The sequence below is a fragment of the Micromonospora sp. WMMD956 genome (genome assembly GCF_029626125.1).
Classification (GTDB): domain Bacteria; phylum Actinomycetota; class Actinomycetes; order Mycobacteriales; family Micromonosporaceae; genus Micromonospora; species Micromonospora carbonacea.
In genome coordinates this window covers 3,260,584-3,279,287 of record NZ_JARUBI010000005.1, presented here as the reverse complement: position 1 = coordinate 3,279,287, position 18,704 = coordinate 3,260,584, and the positions used below count along the sequence as shown (strand labels likewise).

General features: G+C 74.7%; 17 protein-coding genes and 1 CRISPR repeat array. Of the genes, 8 read left to right on the top strand and 9 right to left on the bottom strand.

The features are described 5' to 3' along the window. Positions 1 to 75 precede the first annotated feature (75 nt). Both O7628_RS15090 and O7628_RS15085 read left to right on the top strand, forming a co-directional pair. Positions 76 to 1,740 carry an MFS transporter gene (locus O7628_RS15090; protein WP_278131253.1) on the top strand — a complete coding sequence of 555 codons (1,665 nt, stop codon included), beginning with the start codon at positions 76 to 78 and terminating at the stop codon, positions 1,738 to 1,740. Next, positions 1,737 to 2,516 carry a futalosine hydrolase gene (locus tag O7628_RS15085; RefSeq protein WP_278131251.1) on the top strand — a complete coding sequence of 260 codons (780 nt, stop codon included), beginning with the start codon at positions 1,737 to 1,739 and terminating at the stop codon, positions 2,514 to 2,516. The genes O7628_RS15090 and O7628_RS15085 overlap by 4 nt, the downstream gene beginning before the upstream one ends. Here the strand turns inward: O7628_RS15085 and O7628_RS15080 are convergent. Then, the gene (locus O7628_RS15080; protein ID WP_278131249.1) at positions 2,486 to 3,448 is read right to left on the bottom strand and encodes a helix-turn-helix transcriptional regulator; all 963 of its coding nucleotides are present in this window, start codon (positions 3,446 to 3,448) and stop codon (positions 2,486 to 2,488) included. The two genes, O7628_RS15085 and O7628_RS15080, sit on opposite strands and share 31 nt — an antisense overlap. A gap of 729 nt (positions 3,449 to 4,177) precedes the next feature. Here O7628_RS15080 and O7628_RS15075 point away from each other — a divergent pair. Continuing rightward, a complete protein-coding gene (locus tag O7628_RS15075) occupies positions 4,178 to 5,092 on the top strand; it encodes a 1,4-dihydroxy-6-naphthoate synthase (protein ID WP_278131247.1) in 915 nt (304 codons plus the stop codon). Here the strand turns inward: O7628_RS15075 and O7628_RS15070 are convergent. Beyond that, entirely contained in the window at positions 5,053 to 5,439 is a 387-nt protein-coding gene (locus O7628_RS15070) for a cold shock domain-containing protein (protein ID WP_007074225.1), read from the bottom strand. The two genes, O7628_RS15075 and O7628_RS15070, sit on opposite strands and share 40 nt — an antisense overlap. A gap of 28 nt (positions 5,440 to 5,467) precedes the next feature. Beyond that, a complete protein-coding gene (locus O7628_RS15065) occupies positions 5,468 to 6,091 on the bottom strand; it encodes an HAD family hydrolase (protein ID WP_074475255.1) in 624 nt (207 codons plus the stop codon). An 82-nt stretch (positions 6,092 to 6,173) separates the two neighbouring features. Here O7628_RS15065 and O7628_RS15060 point away from each other — a divergent pair, with 82 nt between their 5' ends. Next, complete coding sequence (locus O7628_RS15060) at positions 6,174 to 8,630, top strand: helicase-associated domain-containing protein (protein WP_278131243.1); 2,457 nt, start codon at positions 6,174 to 6,176, stop codon at positions 8,628 to 8,630. A gap of 42 nt (positions 8,631 to 8,672) precedes the next feature. Here the strand turns inward: O7628_RS15060 and O7628_RS15055 are convergent, their stop codons facing one another. Both O7628_RS15055 and O7628_RS15050 read right to left on the bottom strand, forming a co-directional pair. Further along, entirely contained in the window at positions 8,673 to 8,891 is a 219-nt protein-coding gene (locus tag O7628_RS15055; protein ID WP_074475257.1) for a hypothetical protein, read from the bottom strand. Beyond that, entirely contained in the window at positions 8,888 to 9,763 is an 876-nt protein-coding gene (locus O7628_RS15050; RefSeq protein WP_278131240.1) for a L,D-transpeptidase family protein, read from the bottom strand. Before O7628_RS15050 ends, O7628_RS15055 begins: the two co-directional genes overlap by 4 nt. 175 nt (positions 9,764 to 9,938) lie before the next feature. Here O7628_RS15050 and O7628_RS15045 point away from each other — a divergent pair, with 175 nt between their 5' ends. Beyond that, positions 9,939 to 11,618, top strand: coding sequence for a DNA repair helicase XPB (locus tag O7628_RS15045; RefSeq protein ID WP_278131237.1), 1,680 nt, complete (start codon positions 9,939 to 9,941; stop codon positions 11,616 to 11,618). A gap of 24 nt (positions 11,619 to 11,642) precedes the next feature. Here the strand turns inward: O7628_RS15045 and O7628_RS15040 are convergent, their stop codons facing one another. Further along, complete coding sequence (locus O7628_RS15040) at positions 11,643 to 12,572, bottom strand: RNA polymerase sigma-70 factor (protein WP_278131235.1); 930 nt, start codon at positions 12,570 to 12,572, stop codon at positions 11,643 to 11,645. 191 nt (positions 12,573 to 12,763) lie between these two features. On the opposite strand from O7628_RS15040, the gene O7628_RS15035 reads away from it, so the two are divergent. The 3 genes from O7628_RS15035 to O7628_RS15025 all read left to right on the top strand — a co-directional run bounded on the left by O7628_RS15035 (position 12,764) and on the right by O7628_RS15025 (position 16,185). Beyond that, a complete protein-coding gene (locus tag O7628_RS15035) occupies positions 12,764 to 13,249 on the top strand; it encodes a carboxymuconolactone decarboxylase family protein (RefSeq protein WP_278131233.1) in 486 nt (161 codons plus the stop codon). Positions 13,250 to 13,411: 162 nt separating this feature from the next. Then, the gene (locus O7628_RS15030) at positions 13,412 to 13,708 is read left to right on the top strand and encodes a hypothetical protein (RefSeq protein ID WP_074475262.1); all 297 of its coding nucleotides are present in this window, start codon (positions 13,412 to 13,414) and stop codon (positions 13,706 to 13,708) included. A gap of 137 nt (positions 13,709 to 13,845) precedes the next feature. Further along, on the top strand, positions 13,846 to 16,185 hold the full coding sequence (locus O7628_RS15025; protein WP_278131230.1) for an esterase-like activity of phytase family protein: 2,340 nt from the start codon (positions 13,846 to 13,848) through the stop codon (positions 16,183 to 16,185). 99 nt (positions 16,186 to 16,284) lie between these two features. Here O7628_RS15025 and O7628_RS15020 read toward each other — a convergent pair whose 3' ends face one another. From O7628_RS15020 to O7628_RS15010, 3 genes are all read right to left on the bottom strand, one after another. Further along, positions 16,285 to 17,040, bottom strand: coding sequence for a TIGR03089 family protein (locus O7628_RS15020; protein WP_278131228.1), 756 nt, complete (start codon positions 17,038 to 17,040; stop codon positions 16,285 to 16,287). A gap of 118 nt (positions 17,041 to 17,158) precedes the next feature. Beyond that, on the bottom strand, positions 17,159 to 17,503 hold the full coding sequence (locus O7628_RS15015; RefSeq protein ID WP_278131226.1) for a type II toxin-antitoxin system HicB family antitoxin: 345 nt from the start codon (positions 17,501 to 17,503) through the stop codon (positions 17,159 to 17,161). Further along, a complete protein-coding gene (locus O7628_RS15010) occupies positions 17,503 to 17,748 on the bottom strand; it encodes a toxin HicA (RefSeq protein ID WP_278131224.1) in 246 nt (81 codons plus the stop codon). The genes O7628_RS15015 and O7628_RS15010 overlap by 1 nt, the downstream gene beginning before the upstream one ends. Before the next feature lie 255 nt (positions 17,749 to 18,003). Then, positions 18,004 to 18,702: a CRISPR direct-repeat array (repeat unit 28 nt; unit sequence GGATCACCCCCGCGTGCGCGGGGAGCAG). Positions 18,703 to 18,704: the final 2 nt, after the last annotated feature.

The window sequence follows — 18,704 nt, the reverse complement described above, 5'->3', positions numbered from 1 at the left end:
GACAGGCACTCCCCGCAAGGTCGTTCTCCGGCGGTGCTGGCGCGGGGGTGGGGTACATGGGCGAGGATGGTGCACATGCCGCTGTTCTCCCGCTCCGATCGGTCCATGCTGGGGCGGACCGTCGGCACCGGCATCCGTGCCGCCCGCCTGCTGCTGCGCGGCTCGGCGCGCGGCGGGCGCTGGATGACCCGCCAGGCCGGCTCGGCCCGGGCCCGGGGCGCGGGCGGCGAGGTCGGCATGGTGCGCCTGTTCGACCTGCACGCCCTCTCCTGCGCGGGAGACACACTGATCGCGATCGGCCTCGCCGGGACGATCTTCTTCAACGTCCCCCTCGGCGAGGCACGCAGCAAGGTCGCGCTCTACCTGCTGGTCACGATGGTGCCGTTCGCCATGCTCGCGCCGGTGGTCGGCCCGCTGCTCGACCACTTCCGGCACGGCCGGCGGTACGCGCTCGCCGCCACCATGCTCGGCCGGGCCTTCCTGGCCTGGCTGATCTCCGACTACATGCACGGCTTCGGCCTCTACCCGGCAGCCTTCGGGGTGCTCGCGCTCTCCCGGGCGTACGGCGTGGCCCGCTCGGCGGCCGTCCCCCGGCTACTGCCCGAGGGCCTCGGCCTGTCCCAGGTCGGCGCGCGGGCCAGCGTCTACGGCACGGTGGCCGGCGCACTCGTCGCCCCGCTCGGGCTGGCCGCGTTCTGGTTCGGGCCGCAGTGGCCGCTGCGGGTCGCCTCGGTCATCTTTTTGGTCGGCATGGTGATCGCGTTGCGGCTCCCGCCCCGGGCCGACTCCGAGCCGCCCGAGCGGGTGCCCCGGCCGCTGCGGTCCCTGGGCCGGCGGGCCGCCGGGGACCGCCCGCTGGGGCGTGGCCGCCCGTCCGGCCGCCTCGTCATCGCCAGCCTGCTCGGCGCGGCGCTGCTCCGTGTCGTCTACGGCTTCCTGCTGCTCTTCCTCGCGTTCGCGCTGAAGAAGGGCGACCTGACCACCGAGTTCTTCGGGCGCGACCTGAGCGCGGAGATGGCGCTCGGCCTGGTCGGCGGGGCGCTGGCGGTGGGCAGCTTCCTGGCCACGGCGATCGGCACCCGGCTGCGCATCCACCGCCCCACCGCGATCCAGTCCAGCAGCACGATCATCGTGGCCGGCACGGCCGTCCTCGCCACGATCCAGTTCTCGCTGCCGATGGTCGCCCTGCTCTGCCTGGTCGCCACGCTGGCCAGCGGCGTGGCGAAGCTCGCGGTCGACGCCTCGATCCAGGAACGCATCCCGGAGCGGCTGCGGGCCAGCTCGTTCGCCCACTCGGAGACGGCGCTGATGCTCGCCTTCGTGGCCGGCGGCGCGCTCGGCCTGGTCCCGTTCGACGGCCGGCTGGGCATCGCCGTGGCCGCCGGGGTGGGCGTGCTCGCCGCCGCCCGCGGCGCGTACGTCGCCGGCAGGCTCCGCGACCAGCGGCTGCTCGGCCGCCCGCTCGGCGACGACGAGCTGGCCGACGACCCGGCCGAGGAGCCCACCGGAAAGCCGGCTGCCGGGGACCGTGCCCCGGCCGACGATCCGCCGGCACACGACCGGACGCCACACGACCTGACGGCACACGACCCGGTGACCGACGTCGCCCCCACCTCGCCCGCGCCCGCCTCCTCCGCCCCGCCCGGGTACCACGTCTACCGGCCCTCGTCGGCGGTCGCCGGCGGGGTGGGCACGGCCGACGACGAGACCCGCCGGGAGCCCCGGGGGCCCCTGGCGTGACCGGCCTGCTCGTGGTGACGGCGGTGCCGGCCGAGGCCGAGGCGATCCGCGCCGGCCTCCTCGCGCCACCGGCCGGGGCCGCGCCGCACGCGGCTGCGCCGGCCGGGACCTCGCCGGCCGCCGCCGGGGTGACCGTGCTGCCCGCCGGGGTGACCGCCGGGGTGACCGCCGGGGTGACCGTGGTGCCCGTCGGGGTGGGCCCGGCCGTCGCCGGGGCGGCCACCGCCCGGCTGTTGGCGCTCGCCGAGGCCGCCGGCCGCCCGTACCGGGCCGTGGTCAGCGCCGGCATCGCCGGTGGCTTCGTCGGCCGGGCGGCAGTCGGCGCGACGGTGCTCGCCAGCCGCAGCGTCGCGGCCGACCTCGGTGCCGAGTCGCCGACGGGCTTCATCCCGGTGGACCAGCTCGGCATGCCTGCCGAGCTGCTCGGCGCCGGCACGGCGGTGCCCGCCGACCCGGGCCTGCTGGCCGCCCTGCGCGCGGCCCTGCCGGCGGCCACGGTCGGCACGGTGCTCACCGTCAGCACGGTCACCGGCACCGCCGCGAGCAGCGCCGCGCTCGCCGACCGGCACCCCGACGCGGTGGCCGAGGCCATGGAGGGGTACGGCGTGGCCGTCGCCGCCGCCCAGGCCGGCCTGCCCTTCGCCGAGCTGCGCACCGTCTCCAACCCGATCGGCCCCCGGGACCGGGGCGCGTGGCGGATGCGCGAGGCGTTCGCCGCCCTCACGGCGTCCGCGGTCGCGCTGGGTCAGGCCGTCGCGGGGCCCGCGCAGGGCTGAGGCGCCCGGTCGAGGCGCATCGCGTAGTGCCCCCGTCCCTCGATCCGGTATCCGCAGGCGAGCAGCAGGTCGACGCCGCCGTGATCCGCGACGGCGTGCGCCACCCGGATCCCGGCCCGCTCCATCTCCACGGTCAACGCCTCCACCAGCCGCCGCCCGATCCCCAGCAGCCGGCATGGCCCGGCCACGAGCACGCCGTCGAGCACCACCTCCCGCTCACCCGCGTCGATCAGGTCGCCGTACAGCAGCCGGGGGTTGCGCTCGTGGGCCCGCAGCTCCCCGAGCAGCCGGCCGTCGGGCAGCTCCGCCACGAACCGCCAGCACGTGTCGGGCAGCCCGTCGTCGGTGACGCGGCGCACCGCGACCTCGCGGCGGATCCGCTCAGCCCACCGGCGGTGGTCCCGACGCTCGCGGCTCAGCTCGTACGTCGCCGCCGGCAACCGCCGTGGCCAGTGCTGCGGCGGCAGCTTCCACCATCCCGCCCACCAGGCGCCCGGCCAGTCCCTCGGCCCGTGCACCGCCCAGGCGTCCAGGTGCGCCGGGTACCGCCGCCCCGCCTCATCCCGCAGCCCGTCGTGCGGCACCCGGGGCACCGGCACCACCTCCGGCACCCGGTCGTCGCCCGTCAGGTCGCCGGTGTGGTCGCTGGCCTGGGCGCCGGTGCCGTCGCCGGCGTGGTCGCCGGTGTCGTCGCCGGTGTCGTCGCCGGCCTCGGCGGCGGGCGTCCCGATCGCCACCCGCCCACCGGCTGCCCGCACCAGCCGCTCCATCGTCCGGAACCGGACGTCCCCGGAGCGGCCCGACTCGATCCGCGCGAGCGTCGCCTGTGGCACCCCGGCGAGGTCTGCCAGCTCACGCTGGCTCAGGTCCGCGCGGCGACGCAATGCCCGAAGCGATCCGCCCAGGTCGACCCGGTCCCCTGTCTCTGCCATGCCTCGATGCTGTCGCCTATTCCGGCCGGTCATCAACAACCCCCGTCAGGCTGTGGACAACCTGTGGATAACTCGACTCACCGCGAGGACCGATACTGCGTGCCGCTCACTAGGGAGCTGAGTCATCTACGACATCACGGCACCGGAGCACGGCACCGGAGCCACCTGCCAGGCACAGGGCAGGAGGCGGCACGAGGCAAGGCTGCGCGAGCGAGGCAAGGCGGCGCGGCAGGCCCAGAAGCCAGCGCAAGGCGGCGCGGCAGGCCCAGAAGCCAGCGCAAGGCGGCAGGCGGGATTCGCAAGACGAGCACACGCGGCGCGGCGGGCTCGCAAGGCAGCGCGGGGCTGCACAAGCGGCCCGCAGCCCCGGACGAGCGGGGCGGGGCAGCGGGCTCGCAAGACAGCGGGGGGCGGGGCGACGCGGGCCGGCGAGGCCGCAGGGCGGCGCGCAGCGAAGGATGACCGGCATGCCCATTCCCGGCATGTCGGGTACCGCCCTTCCCCGGGTTCCAGCCTGCCCGGCATCAACCTGTTCAGCACCAGCCCGTTCGCTGAGTCATCCACGACATCAGCTCCCTAGCGGGCGGAAGAAGTACCCGGAGCCCGCCCGCACCGTCGCCGCCCGGGCAGAACCGTCGCCGCCCGGCGGGCACCCCGCGGCGTGCGGGTGGCGGGGCAGAGCGGGGGCGGGGGCGGGGGCGGGGGCGGGGGCGGGGATACGGTGGGGGCGTGGCGCTCACCCTGGCGATCTCGCCCTGCCCCAACGACACGTTCGTCTTCGACGCCCTGGTGCACGGCCGGGTGCCCGGCGCGCCGCCCGTCGAGGTCACCTACGCGGACGTGGACGTCACGAACACCGCCGCGGAGCGGGGCGCGTTCGACCTGGTGAAGGTGAGCTATGCGGCGCTGCCGTGGCTGCTGGACGACTACCACCTGCTGCCCTGCGGGGGCGCGCTCGGCCGGGGCTGCGGGCCGCTCGTGCTGACCCGCCCCGACCGGGCCGGCACCGGGCAGACCGGCAACGGGCAGACCGGCAACGGGCAGGCCGGCACCGCCGACCTGGGTGGGGCCACGGTGGCGGTGCCCGGCGACCGGACGACGGCGTACCTGCTGTTCCGGCTCTGGGCGGCCGAGCGGCCGCCGGCGCGGATCGAGGTGGTCCCGTTCCACGAGATCATGCCTGCCGTGGCGGCCGGCCGGTACGACGCCGGTCTGGTGATCCACGAGGCCCGCTTCACCTACCAGCGGCACGGGCTGACCGCCCTGGTCGACCTCGGCGAGTGGTGGGAGGGCAGCACGGGGCTGCCGATCCCGCTCGGCGCGATCCTGGCCCGCCGGGGCGCGGTCGACCCGGTCGAGGCGGCCGGCTGGATCCGCGAGTCGGTACGCCAGGCGTGGGCAGACCCGGAGGCCAGCCGGGCGTACGTGCTCGCCCACGCGCAGGAGATGGAGCCCGACGTGGTGGACCGGCACATCGCCCTCTACGTCAACGAGTTCACCGCGGACCTGGGGGACGCGGGGTTCGCCGCCGTGGAGGCGCTGCTGGGCCGGGCCGCCGACGCCGGGCTCGTGCCCCGGACCGCAAGCCCTCGGACCGCCGGCCCTCAGACCTCCAGCTCGCGCGCCACCGCGTGGACCAGCTGAGCGATCTTCTGCGCCGTCTTCTTGTCAGGGAACCGCCCCCGCCGCAGGTCCGGCTGGACCTTCGCCTCCAGCACCTTGATCATGTCTTCCACGAGGCCGTGCAGCTCCTCCGCCGGCCGGCGACGCAGCTCCGCCACCGACGGCGGGGCCTCCAACAGCTTGACCCCCATCGCCTGCGCGCCCCGACGGCTGTCCACCACGCTGAAGTCGACCCGCTGACCACCCTTGAGGTCGGTGACACCCGCCGGCAGCGCGCCCTTCGGCAGGAACACGTCGCCACCCTCGTCGCTGGTGACGAACCCGTATCCCTTGGCCGCGTCATACCACTTCACTCGACCCGTCGGCACCTGAGAACCCCTGCTTCACTTGAGACGTCTACTGCTCCAAGGCTAGCCGGATCATGGTGGTGAGCGCCGCCGGGAATCCGGTGAGGTCGGCCAGGACCAGGCTGGCCCCGGCCGAGCGCAGCTCCTCGGCCGAGCAGGGGCCCGTGGCGACCGCCACGCCCGGCACGCCCGCCGCCTCTGCGGCGACCATGTCGGCGGTGTGGTCGCCGACGTACAGGGTCGCGCCGTGCGCGCGCAGCGCCGTCGCCTTCCCCTCGGCGAAGAGGTCACCGGCCAGCTCGTCGACGGCCAGCCCGAGGTGGTCCAGGTGCAGCCGGGCCAGCCGGCCCAGCTTCGAGGTGACGACCACGACCCGGCCGCCGTGGGCGTGCACCGCCTCGATGGCCTCGACCGCGCCGGGCATCGGCAGCGTGGGCGTGACCGCGTACGCCGGATACAGCTCGCGGAACGCCTCGACGGCCGAGTCGACCTGCTCCGGCGGAAACCAGCGGGCGATCTCCACCCGCAGCGGCGGGCCGAGCCGGGACACCGCCGCGTCGGCGTCCACGGGCACGCCGGTGCGCGCCGTCAGCGCCCGGTACGCCGCGGCGATGCCGGGACGCGAGTCGACGAGGGTCATGTCGAGGTCGAAGCCGACGGTCAGCGGGGGCATGCCGAGAACCTACCCGGCCGGCGGGTCCAGCCGGACGTCCGAGGGGCGCGCGGGCCCCGTCCCGGGCTAGCGTGGAACGACGATGACGACCTCACTCGCCGACCACCTGCGGACGCTGCCCGACGAGTCCCTGGCCGCCCTGCTCCAGCTGCGGCCGGACCTCGTCGTGCCCGTGCCGGCCGACGTGTCCGCGCTCGCGGTCCGGGCCCAGTCCCGGGTGTCGGTGGCCCGGGCGCTGGACGGGCTGGACCAGTTCACCCTCCAGATCCTCGACGCCGCCCGGCTCACCCGGGACCCGGACGACGGCACTACCTCCACCGAGGCCGTCCTCGCCATGGCCACCGCCGGGCCGCGCCCGCCCGCCCCGGCCACCATCCGGGGCGCGGTGCACAAGCTGCGCGCCCTGTTCCTGCTGTACGGGCCCGAGCACGCCCTGCGCGTGGTCGACGGCGTCGACGAGGTCGCCCCGTACCCGGCGGGCCTGGGTCGGCCCGCGACGGAGCTGGACGCGCGCGCGGCGGCCCTCTGCGCGGACCCGGCGAAGCTGCGCCGCACGCTGCTGGCCGCGCCCCCGTCGGCGCGGGCGATCCTGGACCGGCTCGCCGCCGGCCCGCCGGTGGGCAGCGTGCCCCCGGGCGCGCTCCAGGCCCCGCCGCTCGGGGCGGAGGACAGCGTGCCGCCGGACCCGACCAACGGCGGCGCGCCGACCGGGTCGCCGGTGCGCTGGCTGGTCGACAACCGGCTGCTGGTGGCGGTGTCCGCCGGCACGGTGGAGCTGCCCCGCGAGGTCGGCCTGCTGCTGCGCCGCGACAGCGGCCCCCTCGGGCCGCTGCGCACCAGCCCACCTCCGGTGGCCGCCGTCGCGCGCGAGGCGAAGGCCGTCGACTCCGCCGGGGCCGGGCAGACCATGGAGGTGGTACGCCACACCGAGGCGCTGCTGGAGCTGCTCGCCGCCGAGCCGGCTCCCGTGCTGCGCTCGGGCGGGATCGGGGTGCGTGACCTGCGCCGGCTGGCGAAGGCCCTCGCCCTGGACGAGGCGACGACCGCCCTGCTGCTGGAGGTGGCGTACGCGGCGGGGCTGGCCGGCGAGCTGGAGCTGTCCGGGGCGACGACCACCCGGTACGGCGCCGACCAGCAGGTCCTGCCCACCGGCGGGTACGAGGTGTGGCGGGCCGTGTCGCTGGCCCGGCGCTGGGAGCAGTTGGCCCGGGCCTGGCTGCTGATGACCCGCCAGGTGGGCCTCGTCGGGCAGCGCGACGACCGGGACCGACCGATCGGCCCGCTCTCGCCGGAGGCGGAACGGGCCGGGGCGCCGGCCGCCCGCCGGGCCGTGCTGGCGGTGCTGGCCGACCTGGAGCCGGCCGTCGCGCCCACCCCGGACGAGGTGCTGGGGCTGCTCGACTGGCGGGCCCCCCGGCGCAGCCGGGGCCGGGAGGCCGCGCACCGGGAGGCCCTGGTCGAGGCGGCCCGGCTGGGCGTGACGGGGCTGGGGGCGCTCACCTCGTACGGGCGGCTGCTGCTGGCCGCCGTGGCCGAAGCCGACGAGCGGGGCGGCGACGACCCGCTGGGGTTGCGCGCCGACGCCGAGGACGCGTCCACGGCCGTGCGGGCGCTGGACGGGCTGCTGCCCGCCCCGGTCGACCACTTCCTGGTGCAGGCCGACCTGACGGTGGTGGTGCCCGGCCCGCCCGACCCGGCGCTCGCCGGCGAACTGGAGGTGGTGGCGGAGCACGAGTCGGCGGGCGGGGCGAGCGTGCACCGGGTCACCACGGCCAGCGTGCGCCGGGCCCTGGACGCCGGCTACACGGCCGACGACCTGCACGACCTGTTCCGCCGCCGGTCCCGCACGCCGGTGCCGCAGGGGCTGACGTACCTGGTGGACGACGTGGCGCGCAAGCACGGCGGGCTGCGGGTCGGCTCCGCCGGTGGATACGTGCGCAGCGACGACGAGGCGCTGCTGGCGGAGGTGCTCGCCGACCGGCGGCTGGAGGCGCTGGCGTTCCGGCGGCTGGCCCCGACGGTGCTGGTCACGCCCTACCAGGTGAACCGGATGCTGCTGGCGTTGCGCGACGCCGGGTACGCCCCGGTGCCGGAGGACGCCGCCGGGGCGGCGGTGCTGACCCGGCCACGGATCCGGCGGGCCCCCGGGCGGGCCCCGGTGGGCCGGACGGTGGATCCGTTGGCGTCGCCGAAGCTGGCCCTGCCCCGCCTGCTCGGGGTGGTGGAGCAGATCCGGCGGGGCGAGGCGGCGGCGCGGGCCGCCCGGCGGGCCCCGGCGGTGGTACGCGGCACGCCGGCGCGCACCGGCCCGGCCCCGGTGCACGGCCACGCCGACGCCCTGGCGGTGTTGCAGCAGGCGGTACGGGACAAGGCGCTGGTCTGGGTGGGCTACGTCGACGCGCACGGGGCGACAGCGTCGCGGCTGGTCCGGCCGGTGTCGATCGGCGCGGGCTACCTGCGGGCCGAGGACGAGCGCACGGAGATGCTGCACACGTTCGCGCTGCACCGGATCACCGCGGCGGTGCTGGAGGGCACCTGAGCCGCCCGGCCGCCGGGTCGGCGTCGCCGCCGGCGGGTGGCGTCAGCGGCGGCTGCGGCGCACGGTGCCGACCACCGACACGGCCAGCAGCAGGGCGAACCCGGCCCCGGCGGACTCGCCGACGGAGGCGACGAAGCCCTGCCGCTGGACGAGCCAGCCGTAGAGGAACCAGCCGACGAGAAGCACGGCGGCGGTCGCGTACGCGAGCAGGGTCGCCGCCGACACCTCGTCGGCTCGTGCGGGCTCGTCGTCGCTCGTCACGTGCCGGGCCGGCGGCCGAAGAGGACCACCCGGCTGCCGACCTTGCCCAACTCCCAGGCGCGGAGGGCGTCGGCGGGGAGGAGGTTGACGCAGCCGTGCGAGCCGATCGACTTGTCGTGCAGGTAGGTCGTGGTCTGGTGGTAGCCCATGCCCTGCGTGAAGTGCTGCCAGTAGGGCAGCCACACCTCGTACGGGTCGGACCACTCCTTGACGTTGCGGTAGTTGATCGTGAAGGTGCCGGCGGGGGTGGCGTAGCCCTTCATGCCGGTGCGGGTGACCGTCGGGCCCCACACCACCTTGCCGCCGCGCAGCGCCCACGTGGTCTGCCGGGTCAGGTCGATGCAGAACGTGGTGCCGGAGGAGGCGGCCTTGCAGCGCTTCGTGTCGGTGGTGGCGAGGCGCTTCGCCACGTCGTACGTGGTGGGGCCGGCGCGACCGGCGGCGGGGCGGACGTCGTACCGCTGCTGGAACTTCTTGATGGCGGCGCAGTCGGCGGCGGACTGGCGGCCGTCGACGGTCACCCGCCCGAAGCCGCCCAGCTTGGCGAGGTAGGTCTCCACCTCGCGCTGGTGCTCGCCCAGCGGGCACCCGGCCGGCGTCGGCTTCGGCGCGGGCTTCGGCTTCGCCTTCGTCGGGGTGGGCTTCGGCTTCGGCTTGGCCTTCGTGCGGGTGGGTTTCGGTTCCGGCCGGGTCCGCTGGTCGGAGCCGGACGAACCGCCCGCCCCCGTTTCCCGTTCCGCCGAGCCGGCCTGGGCGAGCCCTCCTCCACGGCCACCCGGGTCGGCCTGGCGTTCGGGCGTGCACGCACCGACACCGACCAGCGTGACCACGGCCAGGGCGACGACCCGGGCGCTGAAGCGAACCTGTCTCATGGGGCCTCCCCGGGGCGGTCGTCCCACTGCCTAGACGCCGGACGTACCGGAATGGTTGCACCTGGTGTCCGAATTTTCGGCCCCATTCGGGCTTCGTGCAACACTGGATGGTCGGCCCGGGGCGGGTAGCCGCCCGCCGGAGGGCCGTTGACCAGGGCAGAGGGAGGGCGCCGGCGTGAGCGGTGGACCACTGATCGTGCAGTCGGACAAGACGCTGCTGCTGGAGATCGACCACCCCGACGCCCAGTCCTGCCGGATGGCGATCGCCCCGTTCGCCGAGCTGGAACGCTCGCCGGAGCACGTGCACACCTACCGGCTGACCCCGCTGGGCCTGTGGAACGCCCGCGCCGCCGGCCACGACGCCGAGGCCGTGGTGGACGCGCTGCTGAAGTACAGCCGCTACCCGGTGCCGCACGCGTTGCTGGTCGACGTGGCCGAGACGATGGACCGGTACGGCCGGCTCCAGCTCGCCAACGACCCGGCGCACGGCCTGGTGCTGCGCGCCCTCGACCGGGTGGTGCTGATCGAGGTCGCCAAGAGCAAGAAGCTGGCCGGGATGCTCGGCGCGAAGCTCGACGACGACACGATCGCGGTGCACCCGTCGGAGCGGGGGCGGCTCAAGCAGGCGCTGCTGAAGCTGGGCTGGCCGGCGGAAGACCTCGCCGGGTACGTCGACGGCGAGGCGCACCCCATCGAGCTGGCCGAGGGCGGCAAGGACGGTGGTAAGCCGTTCACGCTGCGGTCGTACCAGCGGGAGGCCGTGGAGGCGTTCTGGGCCGGCGGGTCCGGCGTGGTGGTGCTGCCGTGCGGCGCGGGCAAGACCCTCGTCGGGGCGGCGGCCATGGCCGAGGCGAAGGCCACCACGCTGATCCTGGTCACCAACACGGTCGCCGGCCGGCAGTGGAAGCGGGAGCTGATCGCCCGCACCTCGCTGACGGAGGAGGAGATCGGCGAGTACTCGGGCGAGCGCAAGGAGATCCGGCCGGTCACCATCGCCACGTACCAGGTGCTCACCTCGCGGCGCGGCGGTGCGTTCACCCACCTGGACCTGTTCGGGGCCCGCGACTGGGGCCTGGTCGTCTACGACGAGGTGCACCTGCTGCCCGCGCCGATCTTCCGGTTCACCGCGGACCTCCAGGCCCGCCGCCGCCTCGGCCTCACCGCGACCCTGGTCCGCGAGGACGGCCGCGAGGGCGACGTGTTCAGCCTGATCGGGCCCAAGCGGTACGACGCGCCGTGGAAGGACATCGAGCAGCAGGGCTGGATCGCCCCGGCGCAGTGCACCGAGGTACGGGTGACCCTCACCGACGCCGAGCGGATGTCGTACGCGACGGCGGAGGCGGAGGAGCGCTACCGGATGGCGGCGACGGCCCGCACGAAGCTGCCGGTGGTGCGGGCGCTCGTCGACCGGCACCCCCAGGAGCAGGTGCTCGTCATCGGCGGCTTCCTCGACCAGCTGCACCAGCTCGGCGAATACCTGGACGCCCCGATCGTGCAGGGCTCCACGACGAACAAGGAGCGGGAGCGGCTGTTCGACGCGTTCCGGTCGGGCGAGGTACGCACGCTGGTGATCTCGAAGGTCGGCAACTTCTCCATCGACCTGCCCGAGGCGGCGGTGGCGATCCAGGTGTCGGGCACGTTCGGGTCGCGGCAGGAGGAGGCGCAGCGGCTGGGCCGGGTGCTGCGGCCGAAGGCCGACGGGCGGCAGGCGCACTTCTACACGGTCGTCTCGCGGGACACCATCGACACCGAGTACGCGGCCCACCGGCAGCGCTTCCTGGCGGAGCAGGGCTACGCGTACACGATCGTGGACGCCGACGACGTCCTGGGTCCGCCCCTGCCCAGCGTGGACTGACGCCGGCGCGACCGGCTCAGCCGCTCAGCGGCTCAGCCTGGTCTCCTTCGCCATGTGCGACAGCTTCTCGGGATTGCGTACGGCGTAGAGCCCGCCGATGCGGCCGTCGTCGACGTGCACGGCCAGCACGGTGTCGAGTTCCCCGTCGAGCCGGACGACGAGCGCCGGGCTGCCGTTGACCTGCGTCGGCTGCAACGACGTGACAGCGGCGACCCGGCCCCACCCGCCGGTGAGCAGGCGGGCCACCTTGTCGGCTCCCACGACGGGCCGCAGGACGGCCTGCTTGACTCCGCCGCCGTCGCCGAGCAGGACGACGTCCGGGGCGAGCAGGTCGAGCAGCCCTTGCAGGTCGCCGGTCTCGACCGCCCGCCGGAACGCGTCGAGCACGGTGCGGGTCTCGGCCGCCGGCACGACCCGGCGCGGCCGGCGCGCCGCCACGTGCGACCGGGCCCGGTGCGCGATCTGCCGGACCGCGGCGGGACTCTTGTCGACGGCTTCGGCGATCTCGTCGTACCCGAGGTCGAACACCTCGCGCAGCACGAACACCGCCCGTTCGGTCGGACCGAGGGTCTCCAGCACCAGCAGCATCGCCATCGACACGCTCTCGGCGAGCGCGACGTCGTCGGCCACGTCGGGCGCGGTGAGCAGCGGCTCGGGCAGCCAGGGGCCGACGTAGGACTCCCGGCGACGGCCGACCGCGCGCAGCCGGGTGAGCGCCTGGCGGGTGGTGATCCGCACCAGGTAGGCGCGTTGGTCCCGCACCACACCGAGGTCCACGCCCGCCCACCGCAGCCACGTCTCCTGGAGGACGTCCTCCGCGTCGGCGGCCGAGCCGAGCAGCTCGTACGCGACGGTGAACAGCAGGTTCCGGTGGGTGAGGAACGCCTCGGTGGCCGGGTCCGGCGACCCGGTGCCCCGGCCAGCGTCGGCTGCGGTCTGCGGTGTGCCCGCCATGGGTGGCCCCCGTTCGCTCTCGGCTGCGTCGCTTCGCTTTCGGCTGCGTCGCCCATCAGACGCCGGACCACGCCGCCGTGTGACACCTCCGCCTGTGGCGATCGTCACCCGACCCCGGCCGTCACGGGGGGCCGGATGCCGGCATCTCGTGTTCGTCCCATCTCCGGGGCAACGAGCGAAGGACGGAAGCCATGGACGCCCGATTCGACCTGTTCAGCAACGAGCTGGCCACGAGGTTCGCCAAGCGGTTCGCCAACGCCGGCATGGTGATCCACCAGTCGCCGCTGCCGAAGGCCACGCAGGAGCTGGTGTCGCTGCGGGCCAGCCAGATCAACGGCTGCGGCTGGTGCATCGACATGCACACCAAGGAGGCCGCCGCCGACGGCGAGAGCCAGGTCCGGCTGCACCTGGTCGCCGCCTGGCGCGAGTCGACGGTCTTCACGGAGGCGGAGCGGGCCGCGCTGGCGCTCGCCGAGGAGGGCAGCCGGCTCGCCGACGCCCACCAGGGCGTGTCCGACGAGACCTGGGCCGAGGTGCGCAGGCACTACGACGACGACCAGATCGCCGCGTTGGTCTGCCTGGTCGCCCTGATCAACGCCGCCAACCGGCTGGCCGTGATCGTGCACCAGCGGGGCGGCTCCTACCAGCCCGGCATGTTCGCCGCGGCCCTCGGCTGACCGGCCACCCTGCTCGGTCGGCCCCAGGTCGGCGGGGTGGCGGTATCACGGCGGCCGGATGCCACCACCCCGCCGCTATCGAGGATCTTGCATGGGTGCCCGGATGTCAGTCCACAGTGGCACAATCGGGGACCGTCACCGACACCCGTCGAAGGGACCCGAGTGAAGCGCCGAATCCTGTCCGCACTGACGGTCGCCACCGTCGCTCTCGCCGGCTCCGCCGTGGCTCCCACGGCCGCCTCGGCGAGCGACGCGTGGGGCATCGTCTGCAACCTCACGCAGAACACCTGGCTGCGGGCCGCCCCGCACGCCCAGGTCCTGCGCACCCTGACCGCCGGGCGGGGCTTCCGCTGGCACGGCCAGGTCTGGGCGGAGGACGACGACGTCTGGATCTACGGCCACGGCGCCGAAGACCCGGCCATCGACGGCTGGGTCCCGGGCGGCAACACCACCTGCTGAGGCCCGCTCCCCACACCCCGATCGTCGCGCCCACGCAGGGCCTGGCCTGAGGTTGTTCGCCCGCCGTTCACGGCCGGGACAGCTCACGCTCGGCCCTGCGTGCCAGCCTCCGTCGCAGCGACAAGACGGAGGACGACGTGACACCGAAACACACCCTCACCCCGACGGCCGGCATCGTCGCCGCGGCGCTGGCCATCACGGGCACGCTGGCCGTGACCGGCACGCTGGCCGCCGCCGGCCCCGCCGACGCCGGCCGGCACCACCCCGCCGGGGGCCGCATCTTCGACCGCGCCGCCACCTACCCCGTGTTCCAGAACCGGCCGGCCGGCGAGGACCCGGCGACGGAGACGGTCGCCGAGATCTCGGCGGTCAGCCCCGACGGCCGCACCCTGGTCCACACCGACGCGGCGGCACGCCGGATCGGGTTCCTCGACATCGCCCGCCCGGACCGGCCGCGCGGGCTCGGCACGCTCTCCCTCGCCCAGCTCGGCGACGCCGAGGACGAGCCCACCTCGGTGGCCGTCGTCGGCCGGTACGTCCTGGTCGTGGTCAACACCAGCGCCGGCTACACCGCCCCCTCCGGCCGCCTCGACGTGATCGAGCTGGCCACCCGCCAGCGGGTCCGCAGCATCGACCTCGGCGGCCAGCCGGACTCGATCGCCATCAGCCACGACCAGCGGTACGCGGCGATCGCCATCGAGAACGAGCGCGACGAGGACGCCACCCCGCCCGGCCGGAAGAAGGGCGACCTGCCCCAGGCCCCCGCCGGCTTCGTGCAGATCGTCGACCTCGACGGCAGAGCGACTCCGCAGCGGTGGAAGCTGCGGACCGTGCCGCTGACCGCCGCCGACGGGCAGGCCCTGCCGGCGCTGGCCGCCGCCGGGATCACCGAGCCCACCGACCCGGAACCCGAGTACGTCTCGATCAACGGACGCAACCAGCTCGCCGTCACCCTCCAGGAGAACAACGGCATCCTCCTGGTCGACCTGCCCACCGGCCGGATCACCCGGGCCTTCAGCGCCGGCACCGCCTCGGTCGGCGGCATCGACACCGGCAAGGACGGCCGGATCGAGCTGACCGGCTCGATCACCGACGTGCCCCGCGAGCCCGACGCCGTCGCCTGGGTGGACGACCGCTACCTGGCCACCGCCAACGAGGGCGACTGGCGGGGCGGCACCCGCGGCTGGTCCGTCTTCGACAGCCGCACCGGCCAGGTGGCCTGGGACGCCGGCAACACCTTCGAGCGCCTCGCCGTCCGCCACGGCCTGCACAACGAGGACCGGGCCGCGAAGAAGGGCACCGAGCCGGAGGGCGTGGCGATCGCCGAGTACGGCGGCGTGCGGTACGCGTTCGTCGGCTCGGAGCGGAGCAACTTCGTCGCCGTCTACGACCTCAGCCGGCCCACCGCCCCGGTCTTCCGGCAGGTCCTGCCCACCACCAACGGCCCGGAGGGGCTGCTGCCGATCCCGTCGCGGGGGCTCCTCGCCGTCTCCAGCGAGACCGACGACGCCGACGCGGGCGTCCGCGCCTCCGTGTCGCTCTACCGGCTCGGCGGGGGCACCCCCGGCTTCCCGAGCATCGTCTCGGCTGACGACGCGCAGGGCGCGCCGATCGGCTGGGGGGCGCTCGGTGCCCTCTCCGCCGCCCCGGGCCGGCCGCAGCAGCTCTACAGCGTCACCGACGCGGCGTACACCCCGACCCGGATCTTCACGGTCGACGCCGGCCGGTCCCCGGCGGTGATCACCGACTCCCTGCCCGTGACCGACGCCGACGGCAACCCGGCCGCCTACGACGCGGAGGGGATCTTCGCCCGCCCGCAGGGCGGCTTCTGGCTCGCGGTCGAGGGCGCCAAGGGCGCGGAGAACAAGCTGGTCCGGCTCGACGCCGCCGGGCGGACCCGGCAGACCGTGCTCCTGCCGGCGGAGGTCGCCGCCGGGCTCGGCAAGCAGGGCTTCGAGGGGGTCGCCGCCAGCACCGACCGGCACGGCCGGGAGATCGTCTGGGCGGTGCTCCAGCGCGAGGTTTCCACCGACCCGGCGGGCGTCACCCGCATCGGCCGCTACGACGTGACCGCCGGGACGTGGAGCTGGTTCGGCTACCGGCTGGAGTCCACCGCCGTCGCGGGCGACTGGATCGGGCTGTCCGAGGTGACCGTCGTCGGCGACCGGCTCGCCATCATCGAACGGGACAAGCTGAACGGCCCGGCCGCCGCGCTCAAGCGCGTCTACACCGTGCCGATGCCCGCCGACCCGGCCGCGCCGGGCCCACTGACGGTGCTGCCGAAGACGCTCGCCGTCGACGTGCTGCCGGCGCTGCGCGCCACCAACGGCTGGACCCAGGAGAAACTGGAGGGCCTGACCGTGGCCGGCAACGGCCAGGTGTACGCCGTCACCGACAACGACGGCGTCCAGGACGCCACGGGCGAGACGGTCCTGCTCCGGCTCGGCCCCGCCGCGAAGGTCTTCGGCCGCCGCTGACGCCCCGTCGCCCGGGCACTGACGCCGTAGCGGATGCCGGGCAGGTGGCGGTATCCCGGCCGCTCGGATACCCCCACCTGCCCGGCATGGCGTCGCCGGTCAGAGCACCCGGGTGATCCCCTCGGCGGCGACCCGGGCGTCGAGGCGGGACCGGTCCAGGTTGGCGCAGACGACCACCGACGCGCCGACCGACAGCGGGGCCAGGAGCCACTTCAGCGGCTGCTCGTGCTCGGCCGCGTCGACCAGCAGCCGGTCACCCGACCGCAGGCCGAACTGGTCGGCCATCTCCCTGGCGAGGGCACCCCACGCGCCGAAGCTCGTGCCGTCGGGGGTGGCCGCCTCCCCCGGATGGACGCCGGCATAGTCGGGCGGCGCGTCGGTGTGCCGGAGCACCTCGACGTCCCAGTCGAGCCAGCCCACCGGCACGTCCGCCAACGGGCCCGGCCCGGTGCCGACGAGGTAGCGGTGCACCCCGTCGGGCACGTCCTCCAGCCAGTCGTCGAGCCGCTCCGGGGTGACGAACACCGCGTCGTACGGCCGGTCGCCGCCCGGCTCCAGGACCGGCAGCCCAGCGGTGGCCCGGGGCCGGAACGACACCGCCAGCCCCACCGACCAGGCACCCAACAACACCGCGGCGGTACGCCAGTGCGGCGGCAACAGCACCGCGACCCGGCTGCCCGGGGCCAGCCCGCAGCCGTCGCGCAACAGCCCGGCGGTGCGCGCCGCCCAGCCACCCAGGTCAGCGGCGCTCAGGGCGACCCGGTCGCCGGTCGCGTCGTCGCAGAAGGTGAACAGCAGCCGGTCGACGTCGTCGGGTTGGGCGACCGGCAGGGGCATCACGTCCGGCGCTCCCATCGCGCACCTCCCTGTGAGCGCGGCCCGCTCGGGCCACGGAAGGTCACCGTACCGCCACGAGCCGGCGCTACAACGACGGGCATGCGACGCCTCAGCACCGCCGCCAAGCGTGAAGCGATCAGGCGGCCCGGAGCTTCCGGATGACGTACTGGTTGAGGCTCATGCCGTCCTCGGCAGCCTGGATGGCAAGCTCGCGATGCAGGCTCTCGCCGACGCGGAGGTTGAACTTGCCCGAGTAGCTGCGGTCGGCGATCGGCTGGGGCACCTGCTCGCCCTGCTCCGCCAAGTCCGCGATCACCTCGCGTAGCAGGTCCTGAAGCCCTTGAAGCGCTTCGATCTGGGAAGACGCGAGCCAGGAGAGCGACGGGAACTCGGCACAGGTCGCGACGAACTCGCGATCCTCGGCGGACCAGGTGACGCGGTAGGTGTAGTGGGTGATGTCGAGACGGGCTTCGGGGTCCATCACAGGGCCTCCTTCTTGTCAATCGCCTTGAGCACCTGCCGTACCTGGTATGCCTTGGCCTTGCCTTTGTCGTTCTGGATATTGACGCGCGGGTCACCCGCCCAGGGCATCTTGAACACCGCGTGAGAGGTGCCGGCCTGCCGGGGCTTCCCGAAGTAGTGCTCGCACACCGCGTAGAGATCGTTGTAGGCAACGTTCTGCTGATTGCTCCGCATCGTTGCAACGAGCTTGGCCACGGACGGCACGAGCTGATGGTACTGCAGGCGGTACCATTAACGCTACACTTCCCGTCAGTCGGCCCATCCACATGACCGGAGCCACCCGGGTGCCTCCATCTCACCAACCTGAGCCACCTCGACAGATCACAGAACCCGCGTGACCCGCTCAACGTTGATCAGCATGCCTCGGCGAGCGGGGCCAGAAGCTTCCTCGGAAACTCGGAGCACCCCCACCCACACGGGGATAAGTGAATCTCGGCCATCTCGTTGTCGGGCAATACCGGATCAACCCCGCGTACACGAGGAGCATCGATCCCTCCCGGGGTGATGAGCAACCCGAACCGGATCACCCCCGCGTGCGCGGGGAGCAGCTGGCGCAGCTGTGGGGGCAGCGCCGCTTCCGGGGATCACCCCCGCGTGCGCGGGGAGCAGATCGATCCGCCGTCCGCGTGGGACGTCGACATTGGATCACCCCCGCGTGCGCGGGGAGCAGATCACCAGCGCCGAGCGGCCGGGTGACTTCCCGGGATCACCCCCGCGTGCGCGGGGAGCAGCCGACGGCACGACGGCCGGTGAGGTGCGGATGGGGATCACCCCCGCGTGCGCGGGGAGCAGAGGATGCCCTCGGCGAAGGGCGTGAAGTAGCCGGGATCACCCCCGCGTGCGCGGGGAGCAGGAACCCCCCGCCGAGATCCTCGCCGGCGACAGCGGATCACCCCCGCGTGCGCGGGGAGCAGCCGGCGCCCCTGCTCGGCGCGCTGCTCGGCCCGGGATCACCCCCGCGTGCGCGGGGAGCAGTGAGCATTGACCCTAAGGCAACCTTTATGACACGGATCACCCCCGCGTGCGCGGGGAGCAGTGTGTCCGATTGGAGGGGTAATGCATAGTTGTAGGATCACCCCCGCGTGCGCGGGGAGCAGTACGAGGGTAGGTCATCGTTCGTCAGAGGGCCGGGATCACCCCCGCGTGCGCGGGGAGCAGAC